17 protein-coding genes are annotated in these 15165 nt (G+C 72.3%); 7 read left to right on the top strand and 10 right to left on the bottom strand.

The genetic code is table 11. The annotated features are described in order from the left end of the window. Window positions 1-64: 64 nt before the first annotated feature. The 4 genes from ACWGJ5_RS41050 to ACWGJ5_RS41035 form a co-directional block, all read right to left on the bottom strand. Window positions 65-490 carry a CBS domain-containing protein gene (locus tag ACWGJ5_RS41050; RefSeq protein WP_453314714.1) on the bottom strand — a complete coding sequence of 142 codons (426 nt, stop codon included), beginning with the start codon at window positions 488-490 and terminating at the stop codon, window positions 65-67. A gap of 36 nt (window positions 491-526) precedes the next feature. Then, the gene (locus ACWGJ5_RS41045; RefSeq protein WP_453314718.1) at window positions 527-829 is read right to left on the bottom strand and encodes a DUF5133 domain-containing protein; all 303 of its coding nucleotides are present in this window, start codon (window positions 827-829) and stop codon (window positions 527-529) included. 193 nt (window positions 830-1022) lie between these two features. Further along, on the bottom strand, window positions 1023-1349 hold the full coding sequence (locus ACWGJ5_RS41040) for a hypothetical protein (RefSeq protein ID WP_453314713.1): 327 nt from the start codon (window positions 1347-1349) through the stop codon (window positions 1023-1025). An 81-nt stretch (window positions 1350-1430) separates the two neighbouring features. Further along, a complete protein-coding gene (locus tag ACWGJ5_RS41035; RefSeq protein WP_453314712.1) occupies window positions 1431-2549 on the bottom strand; it encodes a CapA family protein in 1119 nt (372 codons plus the stop codon). A gap of 255 nt (window positions 2550-2804) precedes the next feature. Between ACWGJ5_RS41035 and ACWGJ5_RS41030 the strand changes: the two genes are divergently transcribed. The 4 genes from ACWGJ5_RS41030 to ACWGJ5_RS41015 all read left to right on the top strand — a co-directional run bounded on the left by ACWGJ5_RS41030 (window position 2805) and on the right by ACWGJ5_RS41015 (window position 6428). Further along, complete coding sequence (locus ACWGJ5_RS41030; RefSeq protein ID WP_453314711.1) at window positions 2805-3845, top strand: sphingomyelin phosphodiesterase; 1041 nt, start codon at window positions 2805-2807, stop codon at window positions 3843-3845. Between the two features lie 148 nt (window positions 3846-3993). Continuing rightward, a complete protein-coding gene (locus tag ACWGJ5_RS41025) occupies window positions 3994-4731 on the top strand; it encodes a helix-turn-helix transcriptional regulator (protein WP_453314710.1) in 738 nt (245 codons plus the stop codon). Between the two features lie 171 nt (window positions 4732-4902). After that, entirely contained in the window at window positions 4903-5718 is an 816-nt protein-coding gene (locus tag ACWGJ5_RS41020; RefSeq protein ID WP_453314709.1) for an SAM-dependent methyltransferase, read from the top strand. A 119-nt stretch (window positions 5719-5837) separates the two neighbouring features. Next, window positions 5838-6428 (top strand): GNAT family N-acetyltransferase, encoded by a 591-nt coding sequence (locus tag ACWGJ5_RS41015; protein ID WP_453314708.1) that lies wholly within the window; start codon window positions 5838-5840, stop codon window positions 6426-6428. 44 nt (window positions 6429-6472) lie between these two features. Here the strand turns inward: ACWGJ5_RS41015 and ACWGJ5_RS41010 are convergent, their stop codons facing one another. From ACWGJ5_RS41010 to ACWGJ5_RS40985, 6 genes are all read right to left on the bottom strand, one after another. Next, window positions 6473-7336: an LLM class flavin-dependent oxidoreductase gene (locus ACWGJ5_RS41010; protein WP_453314707.1), complete on the bottom strand. Its 864-nt coding sequence runs from the start codon at window positions 7334-7336 to the stop codon at window positions 6473-6475. 116 nt (window positions 7337-7452) lie between these two features. Next, entirely contained in the window at window positions 7453-7728 is a 276-nt protein-coding gene (locus ACWGJ5_RS41005) for a hypothetical protein (protein ID WP_453314706.1), read from the bottom strand. 94 nt (window positions 7729-7822) lie between these two features. Beyond that, complete coding sequence (locus tag ACWGJ5_RS41000) at window positions 7823-8317, bottom strand: CBS domain-containing protein (RefSeq protein ID WP_453314705.1); 495 nt, start codon at window positions 8315-8317, stop codon at window positions 7823-7825. A 213-nt stretch (window positions 8318-8530) separates the two neighbouring features. Next, window positions 8531-9439, bottom strand: a complete 909-nt coding sequence (locus ACWGJ5_RS40995) for a universal stress protein (RefSeq protein ID WP_453314704.1) — start codon at window positions 9437-9439, stop codon at window positions 8531-8533. Between the two features lie 23 nt (window positions 9440-9462). Further along, window positions 9463-10368, bottom strand: coding sequence for a universal stress protein (locus ACWGJ5_RS40990; RefSeq protein ID WP_453314703.1), 906 nt, complete (start codon window positions 10366-10368; stop codon window positions 9463-9465). 314 nt (window positions 10369-10682) lie between these two features. Continuing rightward, the gene (locus ACWGJ5_RS40985) at window positions 10683-11312 is read right to left on the bottom strand and encodes a hypothetical protein (protein WP_453314702.1); all 630 of its coding nucleotides are present in this window, start codon (window positions 11310-11312) and stop codon (window positions 10683-10685) included. A gap of 165 nt (window positions 11313-11477) precedes the next feature. On the opposite strand from ACWGJ5_RS40985, the gene acsA reads away from it, so the two are divergent. From acsA to ACWGJ5_RS40970, 3 genes are all read left to right on the top strand, one after another. Further along, a complete protein-coding gene (acsA, locus tag ACWGJ5_RS40980) occupies window positions 11478-13310 on the top strand; it encodes an acetate--CoA ligase (protein WP_453314701.1) in 1833 nt (610 codons plus the stop codon). 378 nt (window positions 13311-13688) lie between these two features. Next, window positions 13689-14507, top strand: a complete 819-nt coding sequence (locus tag ACWGJ5_RS40975; protein WP_453314700.1) for a universal stress protein — start codon at window positions 13689-13691, stop codon at window positions 14505-14507. 231 nt (window positions 14508-14738) lie between these two features. Then, window positions 14739-15026, top strand: coding sequence for a dsRBD fold-containing protein (locus tag ACWGJ5_RS40970; protein ID WP_453314699.1), 288 nt, complete (start codon window positions 14739-14741; stop codon window positions 15024-15026). The last annotated feature ends 139 nt before the right edge of the window (window positions 15027-15165 follow it).

The raw sequence follows: 15165 nt of genomic DNA, 5'->3' as shown, positions 1-15165 counted from the left end.
CTGTGACCGGAGCCGGCGTACGCGGCCGAGTCGTCGCCCACGGAGTGCCGAGTGCCTTCCGCGATCAGGCGGGGGCGTACACCCGATGGACGAACTCCGCGAGTTGGTCGTCGGTGAGGTGCCGGGCGATGTCGGTCTCGCTGATCATTCCGACCATGCGCTTGTTCTCCACCACGGGAAGGCGCTTGATCTGGCGGCCCGCCATCTCCCGCAGGGCGTCGGAGATGTCGGCGGCGGCGTCGACCCAGCGCGGGGTGCCTTCGCACAGGTCACCGGCCGTCACCCGCGCGGGGTCGTGCCCCGAGGCGATGCACTTCACCACGATGTCGCGGTCGGTGATGATGCCGCACATGCGATCGCCGTTGTCGGGGTCGCTGACCGGAAGTGCGCCCACCTCATGGTCCCGCATCATCTGCGCGGCCCGGTCCAGCGTCTCGTGCCGGGGTATCCACTGGGCGCCCGGGTGCATGATGTCCTTCGCAGTCGTCATCGCTCGTCCCTTTCACGGCTGTGCCGGTGCGAGCAGTCAGCCCGCCCGGGAGTCCTGGGTCGTCGCAGTGGACCGGCGCGACCGCCGGCCGACGGAGGCCGCCCGAATCCGCCCGTTCCGCTCCCTCAGGTAGGTGACCAGGTCGGTGCACAGATAGCGCCGGGCTGCGGCGGCCGCCTCCCGCGGGTTGCGCTCGCCCATCAGCACGCACAGCGTGTAGCCCAAGTCCTCGAAGGCGGCACGCGACGCGAGATCGGCGGGTGCGGCGACCATGGCGCGTTCGCACACCCGGTAGCGTCGCAGCAGGCGGCGCACTTCGGATTTCGCCGGTAGCAGCATGGTGCAGTTCACCACCCCAGGGGACTCGGCGGATCTCCGGTGGCGGCGCCGATACCGCGGCGCACGATCACATCCATTGTCCCAACTAGGCCTTCAGCCATGGTGCACGAGGTGCGGGGCGCTGTCTTGTTGGCCTTTCAATCGGCGCCGGACGGGCAGCAGGGGGTTGACGAACAGCAGAGGGTCACGGCCGTCAGGCGCGCGCCCTCGGTCCGGCCGCCCCGGTCATCCCGCCGAGCGTGCTCGCATCCTGCGTCCGGCGTCCGCCGGGAAGGCGGGGGCGGCGGTGGCGGTGGCGGTGGGTGCCGCCCATGGCCGTCATCGCCAGGCCCAGGCAGAAGACGAGCGCCGGCGCGAGCCCCGAACTGAACAGCGCGAGGCCGTTCATCGAGGCGATGTCGTGGTCGAGGACGGAGACGGTGCAGTCGGGGCCGCCGGACAGGTTGCCGACGATCGCCAGGGCGGTGAAGGCACCCGTGCCCGCGAGCAGGAGCAGTCCGAGGAACAGCATCCGAGTCATCTCCTCAGGGAACGTCCGCCGGCCGTCGGGTACCCGCAACTCTCCGGCTCACCCCCACTGCACCGCGTGACGCCCGGCGCCTCACCGGCCCGTGCCCGCGAACCCCTCCACGACGCCGAGCGTGCCGTCGGCCTCCAGCGCGATGTGCACGTGGCTGATCCGGTCGAGGGTCGAGCACAGCCAGGCGCGGTCCCCGTCCTCGGCGGGCTCCAGCCGCATCCGCCGCGCCTGCCAGGGGAACATCCGCACTCCGGTCGGGCGCCCCGTGTCCGCCTCCACCGAGACGAGGTAGCCGAGTCGCAGGTCGTCGCGGTACTCCTCGTAGCCCGTGATGCCCTCGTAGTCGTCGATGAAGTCGCCGCAGCCGTAGAGGATCAGCCGGCCTCGGTACACCTCCACGGAGCGCGGGTGGTGCGAGGAGTGCCCGTGGACGATGTCGACGCCGCCGTCGACCAGGGTGTGCGCGAAACGCGTCTGGTCGCGGGGGACGAGGTAGCCCCAGTTGGAGCCCCAGTGCACCGACACGACCACGATGTCGCCCGGCCGCCTGTCCCGCCGTACACGCTGGACGGCCGCCTCGGCTTCCGCCGACGACAGCTCGGCGGCGTAGGCGACTCCGGAGCGGTCCGTGGTCGCGGCCCAGTCGGGCGGGACGCCGCTGGACAGTGTTCCGAGGGCGAAGACCAGGATGCGGCGGCCGGGCCCGACGGGAACCGCCGCGGGCGCGTGGGCCTCGTCGGCGTCACGCCCCGCGCCCACCGTCCGCAGGCCCGCGCCGGCGAGTGAGTCCAGCGTCTCTTCCAGGCCCGGCCGGCCGAAGTCCAGCACATGATTGTTGGCCAGGACGCACACGTCGGGCCGGGCCACCGTCAGGGCGGGCAGGTTGGCCGGGTGCATCCGGTAGTGGACCGCCTTGCCCGGTACGAACGCGTCGCTGCAAGTGACGGCCGTCTCCAGATTCACGATCCGGGCATCCGGCGCGGCCTCCTCCAGCAGCGGCAGCGACTCGCCCCACGGCCAGGCGGGGTGGACCGGTGCCGGGATGGGACCGCTGACCGCTTCGGCCAGTTCCACGTACGACCGGGCGTCCGTGACGTAACCCTCGCGCAGCACCGGGCTTCCGGGGTGCGGAAGGATCTGGTCGACGCCGCGCCCGAGCATCACGTCACCGCACAGAAACAGCGTCACCACGCCGCCCATACACCCACCCTAGGCGGCATCTTCCCGGCATGGTCCGGTCCAAGGGGCGGTGCGTACAGGCCTGATGCGAGCGGAGGCTCCGGCCGGTCGGATTCCCTCCTCGCAGGGTGAACTTGTCCAGACACCTTTTCTCCATGAGGGGATCGGAAGAAGTTCCCCCGGCCGTAGCGGCGGCCACCCTAGAGTGCGCCCTGTCATGTACGCGATCGAGCAATCGGTCGCGGCCGGGGACTACCCACCTCACCAGGAGAGCGCATGGTCTCGCGTCGTACAGCTACCGCCCTCACCTCCGCAGCGGCAGCTCTGCTGCTCGGCTTCAGCGGCTACGCGGCCCCCGCCGCGAGCGCGGGCACCGGCACGGGCACCGGCCTCTCGGTGTTCGCCTGGAACGTCGACCTCGGCACCGCGATCGTCGACAGCACCCAGAACGAGAAGGCGGCCCAGCGCACCCCGACCATCGAGTCGATCATCCGCAAGCACAGCGCGGACGTGGTGGTGCTGGACGAGGACTTCAACAACAGCTCGACCGCCGACATCACCAGCAAGCTCGCCGATCTCTACCCGTACCACACCCCCGTCGTCGGCCAGACCTGCTCCGGCGGCGGCTGGACGGGCATCAGCGGTGACTGTTCCAACTCGTGGTTCGTCATCAACGGCGGCACCATGATCCTCTCCAAGTACCCGATCACCGCCCAGTACGCCCACGTCTTCAGCAACTCCACCTACGGCACCTGGGACTACCACGCCAACAAGGGCGCGGCACTGGTGCAGATCGAGAAGGACGGTGTGAAGAGCTGGGTGGTCGGCACCCATCTGCAGGCCGACGAGTCCGACACCTCCACGGACACCACCCAGTCCACCCGGCTCGCCCAGCTCGGCGAGATCCGCACCTGGGTGGACGGCATCGCCGGCTCGACCGCGCCGGTGCTGATCGGCGGGGACCTCAACGTGGAGTACTACGGCGGCCGGGCGCGCGGTGACTACACCAACGCCCAGACCGCGGTGAACGGCGTACTCGGCACCCCGGCCACCGACGCCGGCCAGACCCTGCGGACCATGGACTGCCCGGTCTCCACCTGGTGCCAGTACATGTCCGGCATCGAGTCCTTCCCGAAGGACTACCGGGACGACCTCGACTACCTCGGCTATCTCAACACGCCGGGCCGCCCGACGCCGGCCGCGATGTCCACCGTCAAGGTCGACTTCGACCCCCAGTCCGGCTGGACCACGGGCCAGACCGACACCAACGCTCCCAGCGACCACTATCCGGTCGAGGCCACCTTCCAGCTCGGCTGACGGCGCGCGACTCCGGCCGGCCGGACAGCGAGGGTCCCCCGGGGCCAAGCCCCGTGGGGTTCCCGGCCCCGGGGCTTCCCGGCCCCGCAGGACGCCCGGCGGCCGGGCGGAACTTTTCGCCCAAACTGGGGGTCGATACACTGCCGAGGTGGGTCTGGATCACACTTCGCTGACCTCTCTGGCCGCCCTCGGCGACGCCACGCGCCGCCGCATGTTCGAGTTCATCCGGCAGGCGCGGCGACCGGTGACACGCGAGGAGGTCGCCGACAGCCTGGGCATCTCCCGCAAACTCGCGGCCTTCCACCTGGACAAGCTGGTGACAGCGGGGCTGCTCCAGACCGGCGTGGAACCGCCCGCGGGTATCCGCAAGGTGGGCCGCCGGCCCAAGGTGTACGAACCGGTGGCCACGGCGATCGCCGTGCACATCCCCGAGCGCCGCTACGAGATGCTGGCGGACGTCCTCACCGAAGCCGTACTGACCGAGACCCAGGGCGAATCGGCCGGCGATGCCGCACTGCGGGTGGCCTACCGCCGGGGGGAGACGCTGGGCGGTGACGAACGCCGGCGCGTACGCCCCGGGCGGCTCGGCGCGGAGCGGGGACTGAGCCTTGCCGCGCAGGCCCTCGAGGACTTCGGCTTCGAGCCGGAGCGCAGCACACCCACCCTGGTACGACTGCGCAACTGCCCCTTCCATCCCCTGGCCGCCAAGGCACCGGAGCTGATCTGCCGGGTCAACCAGGCCTTCCTCGCGGGCTACCTGCACGGCCTGGGCAGCGACAGGACCGCGGCGGTGCTGGCCCCACGGCCCGATGCGTGCTGCGTCGAACTGCGCGGGGAGGGCACGGCCACAGACACACCGGCGACGGAGACGGCCTGCGAGAGGTGAGCGACGCTCGCAGCGCGAGGTGCCGGCCGGCACGCGACCTGCCGTACCCGCACCCCGCCGTCCGACGGCGTACACCCCGAACCCCTGGGCGAGAGGCGGGTGTTGGGACGTAGGTTGTGCGATGAACGATCCACGCCCTGGCATGCCTTCACTGAAAGACGGACACGACTCATGACCGATCCCGCGACGACGCCCGAGACGGCGATGGGCCAGAAGATCGACACGTCGGTGCCGCACTCCGCCCGGATCTGGAACTACTGGCTCGGCGGCAAGGACAACTACGCCGTCGACGAGGAGGCCGGCGACGCGTACACCGCGGTCTTCCCCGGCATCGTCACCATCGCCCGCAGCAGCCGTGCCTTCCTGCGCCGCAGCATCACCTATCTGGTCCAGGAGGCGGGCATCCGGCAGTTCCTGGACGTCGGCACCGGACTGCCGACCGCCGACAACACGCATGAGGTCGCCCAACGGCTCGCTCCCGAGGCGCGGATCGTCTACGTCGACAACGACCCGATGGTCCTGGCGCACGCCCGCGCCCTGCTCTACTCCTCCCCCGAGGGCGCGACCGCCTACATCGATGCCGACGTGACCGCCCCGGAACGCATCCTCGAGGCCGCCGGCGAGACGCTGGACTTCGGCCGCCCCGTCGCGCTCATCCTCAGCAACATCCTGGGACACGTCGGCGACCACGATCAGGCCCGCTCCATCGCCGGCCGCCTGATGGACGCCCTGCCGTCGGGCAGTCACCTCTCCATCAACGACGGCTCGCGCGGCATCGACCCGGTCTTCGAGCAGGCCCAGGACGCCTACAACGACAGCGGCGCCGTCCCGTACAACCTGCGTACGGTCGAGGAGATCACCGGTTTCTTCGACGGCCTGGAACTCATCGAGCCCGGCGTCGTCCCGGTCACCCAGTGGCGCCCGGAGCCCGGTTCGACCGCCCCGGAGGTCATAGCCGAGCACGGCGGCCTCGCCCGGAAGCCGTAGCCCGCAACGGGCCGGCGCAGCAGCCTCCTTGGACAGCCCCGTGACATGCCGGGCCACGGGCTGTCCGAGAGGGCGAAATGCCGTGGACGTCCCGCGCTCCACCGTGATCGCATGACGTGATGACGTCATTCTGGACCGGGAAGCACATACGACTGCGCGGTATCGAGCCCGACGACTGGACCGGGTTCATGCGGTTCGCCGAGGACGAGGAGCAGTTGGGGGACCTGCTGAACCCACCGCGCTCCGCCGAGGGTTTCCGCGCCTGGGCCAGGGAACAGGCCACCGCCGCGCCGGACGGCGACCGCTTCCAGCTGGCCGTCGAGGCCGTCGACACGGGTGAACTGGTCGGTGCCGTCGGCTCGTACCACGCCGACCCCCGATCCGGCTGGTTCGAGTACGGCCTCACGATCGGCGCTGATCACCGGCGCAAGGGCTACGCGGCGGAGGCCGCGGTACTGCTCCTGCGCTTCATGTTCGCCGAGCGGCGCTACCACAAGTGCGAGGCGAGGATCTTCGCGCACAACGAGCCGTCGCTGGCGCTGCACCGACGGCTGGGTTTCGTCGAGGAGGGCCGGCTGCGCGACCGCGTGTTCCTCGGCGGCCGCCACAGCGATCTCGTCGTGATGGGCATCCTCTCCGAAGACTTCGCTCACCTGCACGCCCTGCGCCACGCACACTCCCCCACCGGCCGGACCGACACCGCCGAGTGAGTCAAGGACCGAGCGGCGGGTCGGGAAGAGTCGGGCGTAGCGGGTCACAGCCGCGGCGGGCCCGCCTCGATGCGGCGCAGGACCGGTGCCAGACGGTCCAGGTCGGGGCCGGTCTGGATCTGGCGCTCGTCCCACCAGGTGGCGCCGGCGTCGTGCAGCGGGCCGATCACGTCCCTGGCCCCGGCCGGTTCCGGGGGCGTGGCACCGCCGAGCACGAACTCGAAGGGGCGCTCGGCTCCGGCCGTACGCTGCTTGCGCACGTAGGCGACCAGCTCCCGTACCTCCGCCGCATCCGGTACGTGTCCATGGCGGGCCGTCTCGAAGAGCGGCACCGCGCCGTCCCACCGCGCCGCACGGCGCATGGGCGGGCGGCGCGGCCAGAACCCGCCGATCCACACCGGCGGACCGGGCCGCTGGACGGTGGCGGGCACGAGCGTCACGTCCCGCACCTCGTAGTGCCGGCCGTGGTGGTCCACCGGCTCGCCGGACCAGAACCGCCGCAACAACTCCAGTCCCTCGTCCAGCCGCTCGGCGAGCAGGCGCGGGTCGGCGGCGTCGCCGAAGCTGCGGTACTCGTCCTCGATCGGGCCTCCCAGGCCTGCGGCGAAGATCACCCGGCCGCCGCTGAGGTGGTCCAAGGTGGCCACCTGGCGGGCGAGTTGCTGCGGCCGGTACCGCGGGACCGGCGTCAGCAGGGTGCCCAGCCGGATCCGGGAGGTCGCCAGCGCGGCGGCGGTCAGCAGCATCCAGGGGTCCCCGAAGGGGCGGCCCTGGTGCTGTCGGTGCAGTACGTGATCCCAGACGAACAGGCCGTCCCAGCCGGCGTCTTCGGCGGCGGCCGCCACGGTCGCCACGTTACGGGGATCGGCGAAGTCGCCGAAGTTGGGGATGTTGATGGAAAACCGCATCCCAGCAGGATGCGCACCGGGCGGCGAGGCGGCAATCGGTTTTACGTCCGGGCGAGTTGTGGGCGGGCCGGCCCGGCGTACGGCACCGGCACGCACCGCGGGTCACACCCGGTGCCTCAGAGGTGGGGGACGGTGGTGCCGCCGCCTGCCTTGACCGCGTCCACGGCAGCCTGGTGCAGTTGCCGGCTGTACGCCTCGGAACCGCAGGGCACGGGACTTCCGGTGAGGGTGAACCATTCGGAGGTGCCCGTGTACTGCACCGCCACGTCGGCCTCGTTGCCGTCCCAGGTGGTGTGGACGGTCAGGTCGCCGACGACGATCCCCGCCTCCTCGGTACGCGCGCCGCCCCGGCCGGTGAAGACCCCGGGGGTGGTCCATGATGCCCATACCATGACGTCAGCCTTCCTCTCTGGGTGAGCGGCTTCGTGAGTGGAACCGGAGTGGAACCGGAGTGGAACCGGAGTGGAACCGGAGTGGATGGAACCGCTACGGAATGACGATTCCGCGTTGCTGAGCAGGGCGGCGAGGCGGCAGTCCGTCCAGGGTGGCCCGTGCGGGACTCCTGCTGCCGGACCCTGCGCCGCTGTGCAGGCCCGCGGCGGCGGCCACGTAGTCCCGGGCCGTGAGCACGCCGACCAGCCGCCCGCGGGGATCGGTGACCGGCAGGGCGTCGAGGTGTTCCTCGGTCATCACGGCTGCCGCGCGCAGAACCGACTCCTCCGGGTGGACCGTGACCGTCCGGCGGGCGTGGACCAGCTCGCGCACCTTGCGGCGGGACAGCGTGGCGGCCGCGGCGGCGCAGGCCACCGCGAGTTCGGCGCGGTCCAGCAGCCCGGCGCAGCAGCCGTCCCCACGGACCACCGGAAGGTGGGGCTGCTCGGACCTCTCCATGACCTCCCACGCCATCAGCACGCTCTCGTCGTCCCCGATCGAGTACGGGGCAGCATCCATCAGGCTCCGCACCGAGAGTTGCTCGTTCACGGTTGCCTCCTCGTGCCGCGCGTACGGCCCGGTCATCCCTCTCCTGCGGCGCTGGTGTCGCTCCCCGCGCCCCTTTCACGCTCGTTGGACCGGCGGCCCCTGTCATGGGGCCGCACGGCCCCTCCGCGGGCCATTGGCCCCAGGCTCGGCGCCGGGTGCGGGGCCACTCGGCCCAGCCTTGGCGAAGAGCACGCGAAGACCCCCTGTGCGGGCTCAGGCAGGCTCGGGTACGACGGCCACCGGGCAGGCGGCGTGGTGGAGCACGCCGTGGGCGACCCGGCCGAGCTGGAGCCCGACGTGGCCCTGACGGCGCCGGGCGCCCACGACGAGCAGGTCCGCTTCGCGGGAGGCGGCGAGCAGGGCGTCGCGGGCCGGGCCCTCCACCGTACGCGGCCGGGTCCGCAACCAGGCCGGGGCCTCCCGCAGCGCCTCCGCCACCGCTTCGACGGCCTGCTGCTCCTGCAGGCGGGCCGGTTCCGCGATGATCAGCAGGCTCCCGGTGGCCGCGGACACGGGCCTGCGCCAGGCCCGTACGCCCTCCAGCGGGACCCCGCGCAGCAGGGCCTCCTCGACCGCGTACTGCACGGCGGCCGAGCCGGCCGGCTTCTCGCGTACGCCCAGGACGATCCCACCGCCCGTACCGGAGCGCATCTCGTAGTGACGGCCGCCGCGCAGCACGATCACCGGGCAGTGCGCGTGTCCGGCCACCGTGACGCTGACGGAGCCGAGGAGTGCCTCCGCCATACCGCTGCGGCCACGGCAGCCCAGCACCAGCGCAAGAGCCTCGTGGCTCTCCCGGATCAGGCTGTACTCCGCCTCCTCGGGCAGCACGTCGGTGGTGACCTTCACACCGGGCTGCCGGTGCCGGGCCCGCCGCTCGGCGGTGTCGACGATGTCCTCCGCCCTCACATACTCCGAGGGCCTGTCGAGCCCGTGGGCCGGGGATGTGCCTTCGTAGCACTCCCAGTGGGATGCGTGCACCAGCCGGAGTGACGCCCCGCGCAGGGCCGCCTCGTCGGCCGCCCACTCCACGGCGCGCAGGCTCGGCACGGAGCCGTCGACACCGACGACGACCGGGAGGTCCGGATACTCGTCGAAGGCCTGCGTGGCCGATGCCTTCATGGTCCTTCTCCTCGCAGTGGCGGTCAGCCGTGCGCGACGACCGCGACAGGGGCGGCGATGTGGTGGATCGCGGCGTGCGCGACATGCCCGATCCGGGCGCCGAACGGGCCGGTGCGGATGCGCCGGCCGACGACGGCAAGTGAGGCGTCGCGGGAGTCCTCGACGAGGTTCTGCGCGGCGCTGCCGCTCCGGCTCGACTCGATCACCTCGACGTCCGGGAACTTCTGCCGCCAGGGTCGCAGCACCTTGTTCAGCAGGGCGGCCTGCCCCTGCGCGAGCGAGTCGTAGAGCTCGGCGTCACCGGCGAAGCGGTAGAAGGAGGTCGGTGGCTCCGGCCAGCCGTGGACGGCCCGCAGGGGGCCTTTCCTGCGTGCGGCGGCGTAGAAGGCGAACTCCAGCACGGTGTCGTCCGGATCGTCGATGTCGACAGCGAGCACGACCGGCCGGAACGGCGCCGCGGCCGACGGCACACCCGTGCGATCCGCCTCGTGCTCGTCCGCGGCCTGCTCCCCCGCCCGTACCAGCACCACCGGACGTTCGGCGCGGGCCACCACGGCCAGACTCATCGACCCTGCCATGAACCCGCCGATCCCACCGAGGCCCCGTGAGCCCAGCACCAGCAGTTCGGCGCGACCCGCCACCTCGCAGAGGACGTCGGCCACGGTTCCGGTGAGCTGTTCGGTGACCAGCGCGATGTCCGGGTGACGCAGCCGGATGCCTTCCGCGCACTCCCACATCATCTGATCGGCCCAGTGCTGGTAGCTCTCGGGGGCCAGCAGCGGGTTCTGGGCCAGGCGCCTGGGCACCGGCTCCCTGACATACACGATCTTCAGCGGCAGGCCGCGCAGCAGCGCCTCACGCGCCGCCCACTCGGCCGCCGCCCGGCTCTCGGGTGAGCCGTCGATACCTGCCGTGACGGTTCCGGACATGGTCTCCGCCTCCAGGGTGAGGGTCCCGTCTTCAGGCTGGCGCTGCGGTGAGGGCGGCATCAGGGGCCACACGACCCCTACGGGGGCCGACCGACCCCCGGACCAGGGCACGGGACGGCGGCAGGGCCAGGGGCCGGGGGACCTCGGACGCAGGTGCACAAGGGAGTCGTGACCCTCACCGGCCGGATCCGAAGGCCGCGCCGTCCGGGCGCGCCACCATGCCGTCCTCGGCCATGACCAGCTCGTCGTAGGCGGTGGCCGGGGAGACCCTCGTTCCGGCGTCGGCACTCACGACCAGGGCGGAACCGCGACGATCAGTGCGCTCGCCGGCGTGGGGGGAGGACGTACGTACGGCCCTCGCGGCCCCACTCCCCGTGTTCGGGGGCCAGACCGGCGTCCATCGCCCGGAGGCAGGGGCGGCCGATGTGGGCGTAGACCAGGCGTCCGACGCGGTTGCGGGCCGCTTCCGCGCCGACGTCCCGTACGGGGGCGTGACCGCCCACCCCGCCGCGGAAGCGAATGGGGCGGTCCCAGGACGAGGCTTCGGCGAACATCAGGTCCGCGTCCGCCGCCCAGGTCGGGAAGGTCCAGAACTCCGGTGCCCACACCACCGCCCCCGGCTCCCCCTCGATGCGGTAACCGCAGGTGGGACGGGAGGTGTGCGCGACCGGCAGCGCGCGGATGCACAGCTCGCAGAGGTCCGTGTCCGTCATGCGCGGCACCAGCCCGCGCTCGGCGGCGAGATGCCGCAGGGCGGAGCGCAGTTCGGCGTGCTCGTCGGTGACGAGCCAGGCGTCCAGGCGACCCTCGGGCGGCTGGGCACCGGGCCCGCCGTCGAACGCGACGCGCCGGCGGCCGTAGGCGACCAGAAGGCCGGCCGGGGCGAAACGCGGGGACGCCATGGCGCCCACGCCCAGCAGCGTGAGCCGGAGCCGACGCGTCATGCCCGTCACCTCCCGGGAGCGTGGCCCGTTCCTGTCCCTCATCGTCTCAGGCGGGGCAGCCGTGAACCCGAGCCGTCCGGCGGCGTGCGGGGGCCGTTCGACCCCGTGCGGGCGGGACCGCCAGGACGGATGGTCGAAGGAGGCCCGAGGGAAGGAGGGGCCGGTATGCGAGGCGAGAGCAGCCGGAAGGACGTCCCGCCACGAGTCGCCCCCCGTCCGGCCGACTACGACAAGGAGTGCGCGAGCTTCTCCTGGGCGGAGGCCCGGACGATGCTGGACGGGCTGCCCGGCGGGCGCGGACTGAACATCGCGCACGAGGCCGTCGACCGGCACGCTGCATCAGGCCGTGCGAGGGCGGTCGCGCTGCGCTGTGTCGGGCGGGACGGCTCCGTCACCTGTGTGACCTACGGCGAGCTGGCCCGTTCGACGGCTCGGTTCGCCAACGTCCTCCGCGGCCTCGGCATCGGTTACGGCGACCGGGTGGTGACGCTCCTGGGATCCTGTCCCGAGCTGTACACCGTGGTCCTCGGCACGCTGAAGAACACCAGTGTCCTGTGCCCGCTGTTCTCCGCCTTCGGGCCGGACCCGGTCTTCCAGCGGGTGACGTTGAGCGACGCGCAGGTGCTGGTCACCACGGCGGACCTGTACCGCGCGAAGATCGCCGGGCAACGCCGCCGGCTCGCCGCCCTGCGCCATGTGCTGATCGTCGGCGAGGGCGCCGACGACCTGCCCGGCACCGTGCCCCTGGCCGCGCTGACGGCCGAGGCCGCCGACAGCTTCACCATCCCGCCGACCTCGCCGCACGACATGGCCCTGCTGCACTTCACAAGCGGTACGACGGGCATCCCCAAGGGCGCGGTGCACGTGCACGAGGCGGCCGTCGGCCACTACGTGTCCGCGCTGTACGCCCTCGACCTCCACCAGGACGACGTGTTCTGGTGCACCGCCCACCCGGGCTGGGTCACCGGCATGTCCTACGGGATCGTGGCACCGCTCATGCACGGCGTGAGCGTCGTGGTGGACCAGGGCGACTACGACGCCCGCCGCTGGTACCGCATCCTGGCCGAGCAGCGGGTGAGCGTCTGGTACACGGCACCGACGGCCCTGCGCATGCTGATGCGGACGACACCGAGGACGGGGCCTCACGACCTGCCCCGCTCCTTCGACCTGAGCGCGCTGCGGTTCATCGCGTCGACCGGCGAGCCGCTCGCCCCGGAGGCTGTGGCGTGGGGACGGGACGTGCTCGGACTGCCGGTGCACGACAACTGGTGGCAGACCGAGACCGGCGCCATCATGATCGCCAACTTGGCCGGCTGCGACATCCGCCCCGGGTCGATGGGGCGCCCGCTGCCCGGTGTGGAGGCCGCGGTGCTGCGGCGCGGGGCGGACGACCGGGCCGAGGTCACCGGCGGACGCGTCACCGTGCTGGAAGAGCCGGGTGTGGAGGGCGAGTTGGCGCTCCGGGCCGGCCGGCCGAGCATGTTCCGCGGTTATCTGCACGACGAGCCGCGTAGTGCGGCGGCCTTCGCGGGTGGCTGGTACCTCACCGGCGACCTGGTGCGACGCGACCGCGACGGCTGGTACTGGTTCGTCGGGCGCGCCGACGACGTCATCCAGTCGGCTGGTCACCTCGTGGGGCCGTTCGAGGTCGAGAGCGCGCTGATGGAGCATCCGGCGGTCGCGGAGTCGGGGGTGATCGGACGGCCCGACCCCGTCGCCGGGAACATCGTCAAGGCGTTTGTCACCCTGCGGGCGGGCTTCGACGCGAGCAGCGCGACCCGGCGGGACCTGCTGGCCTTCGCCAGGCGACGGCTGGGCCCGGCGGTGGCGCCCTGCGAGATCGCCTTCGACCAGCATCTGCCGCACACCCGCAGCGGCGAGGTCATGCGCCGCCTGCTGCGGGCACGTGAACTCGGCCTGCCCCAGGGCGACATCTCCACCCTGGAGGACTCCACCCCGGAGGCCGCCCCCGCGGCGAGGACGGAGCAGCCCGCATGACTTTCGGGGCGCCCGTGCTGGTGCCGCACGCGAACACCTCGTACGCCTCCTGCGCCGGGGCCGGACCGGAGGACGTCTCCGCCCGGACCGCGCTGATCGTCGCGTTCTCCTCCGGCGCCCCGGGCCCTGCGAGGCAGGACTTGTGTGCAGAAGCGGGTCGGTGCCCGCACCCACGGCGGCCCCGGTTCGCGGGCGAGCCACGGCAGCCGTCGTGGACGACGGGTCGCATGGCGATGGCCTGAGCCCCGTAAGAAGCTGGAAAGGGACGGTGACCGGGGCCGGCCGGATGGTCGGTCCGGACGTCGCCCGCATGCGGGACCTGGTGCGTCCGGCGGAGAGGCCGACGGCCCGGGTCCGGCACGAGAGGAGACGGGGGCGGTGACGATTCCCCTGGTGGTCGGCGTCGACGGATCCGAGGCCGGCCTGGAGGCGGTCGACTGGGGCGCCTCCGAGGCGGTCCGGCACGGCGTGCCGCTGCATCTCCTGCATGCGGCGGCCGGGGACCGTGACGCGGCCGGCGTGCTCGGCGCTGCCTCGGCACGTGCCAGGAAGAGTGCCCCCGCGGTGCGGCTGTCCAGCGAGGTGCTCCACGCGGACGCGGCCTGCGCCCTGGTCGACCTGGGACGCGATGCCTTCGCGTTGGTGCTGGGGTCCCGGGGTATCGGAGGCCTCGACGGCATGCTCCTGGGCTCGGTCGGCCTCGCCGTGGCGGCGCGGGCCGACTGCCCGGTCGTCGTGGTCCGCGGCGCACAGGAGCACCGGGGAGACCGATTCGGCTGCGTCGTCGTCGGAGTCGAGGACGAACACGGCAGCGGCACAGCGGTGGAGTTCGCGTGCCGAGAGGCCCAGGTGCGCCACTGTCGCCTCGTGGCCGTGCATGCCTGGAGCGCACCGCCGGGTGCGTGCACGACACCTCAAGCCCCGTCGTGGCCCCTGGACGCCCACGTACGCCCGCCGGCTCAGGTGCTCGACGACACCCTGCGCGGCGTGCCCGGACGGTACCGCGACACCCCGGTGTGCCGGCAGGTGGTCGAGGGACCGGCGCGCCGGGCGCTGCTGGACGCCGCGACAGGGGCGGACCTGCTGGTCGTGGGCGCCCCTCGGCGACTTGGGCATTCCGGTCTGCAACTGGGCCTGATCAACCATGCGGTACTGCATCACGCGCCGTGCCCTGTCGCGGTCGTTCCCCAGATATGACCGCTGACGACGGCGGCCGCCGCCGACTGCGGCCGCCGCCGACGCGGACGCGACCGAGCGGGCGCCGGGTCGGTCCGCCGGGGGCCGGACGCCGGTCTCCCGGGGACGTTCGGCCCTGTGACCCGAGGCCGCCGCCGGTCGATGGTGGGACGGACAGGGGCGACCGACCAGCGGCTTGCCCGAGGCCGGACGCCGTACCGGTCGCAGGGGACCGAGGCGAGGAGCAACATCATGTCGCACACGGCGCAGTGGAGGGTCCGCCTCGACCTCTCCGAGGACGACGACGGAACGACGAAGGCACATGTGGTGCTGGACACCGGCACCACCGCTCTCTCCGCCCGCGGAAGCGCGCACTGCCATCCGGCGGACATGAACGTGCCGGAGATCGGCGACGAACTGGCGGCGGGCCGGGCCATGGTCGACCTCGCCCATCAGCTGCTCAGCGCCGCCGAACGTGACATGCGGGCCGTGCAGGCGCCCAGTGAAAGCACCCACCGGCCCGCTGCACGGCCCGTGTGAACCCGGCACACCCTGGGCGGCACCGTCGAGCACAGGAGTCCGGTCCCGGTCTTCGAGCCTCGCACGGACGACGTCGGGCGTCCCCGCGCCGGCACCTGCATCAGTTGATCACTCGTGGGATCTCGCGGGATACGGGGCT

It is taken from the genome of Streptomyces sp. NPDC054783 (assembly GCF_053611725.1).
The sequence above is the reverse complement of the archived record's forward strand: the minus strand, read 5'-3'. Positions and strand labels throughout refer to the sequence as shown.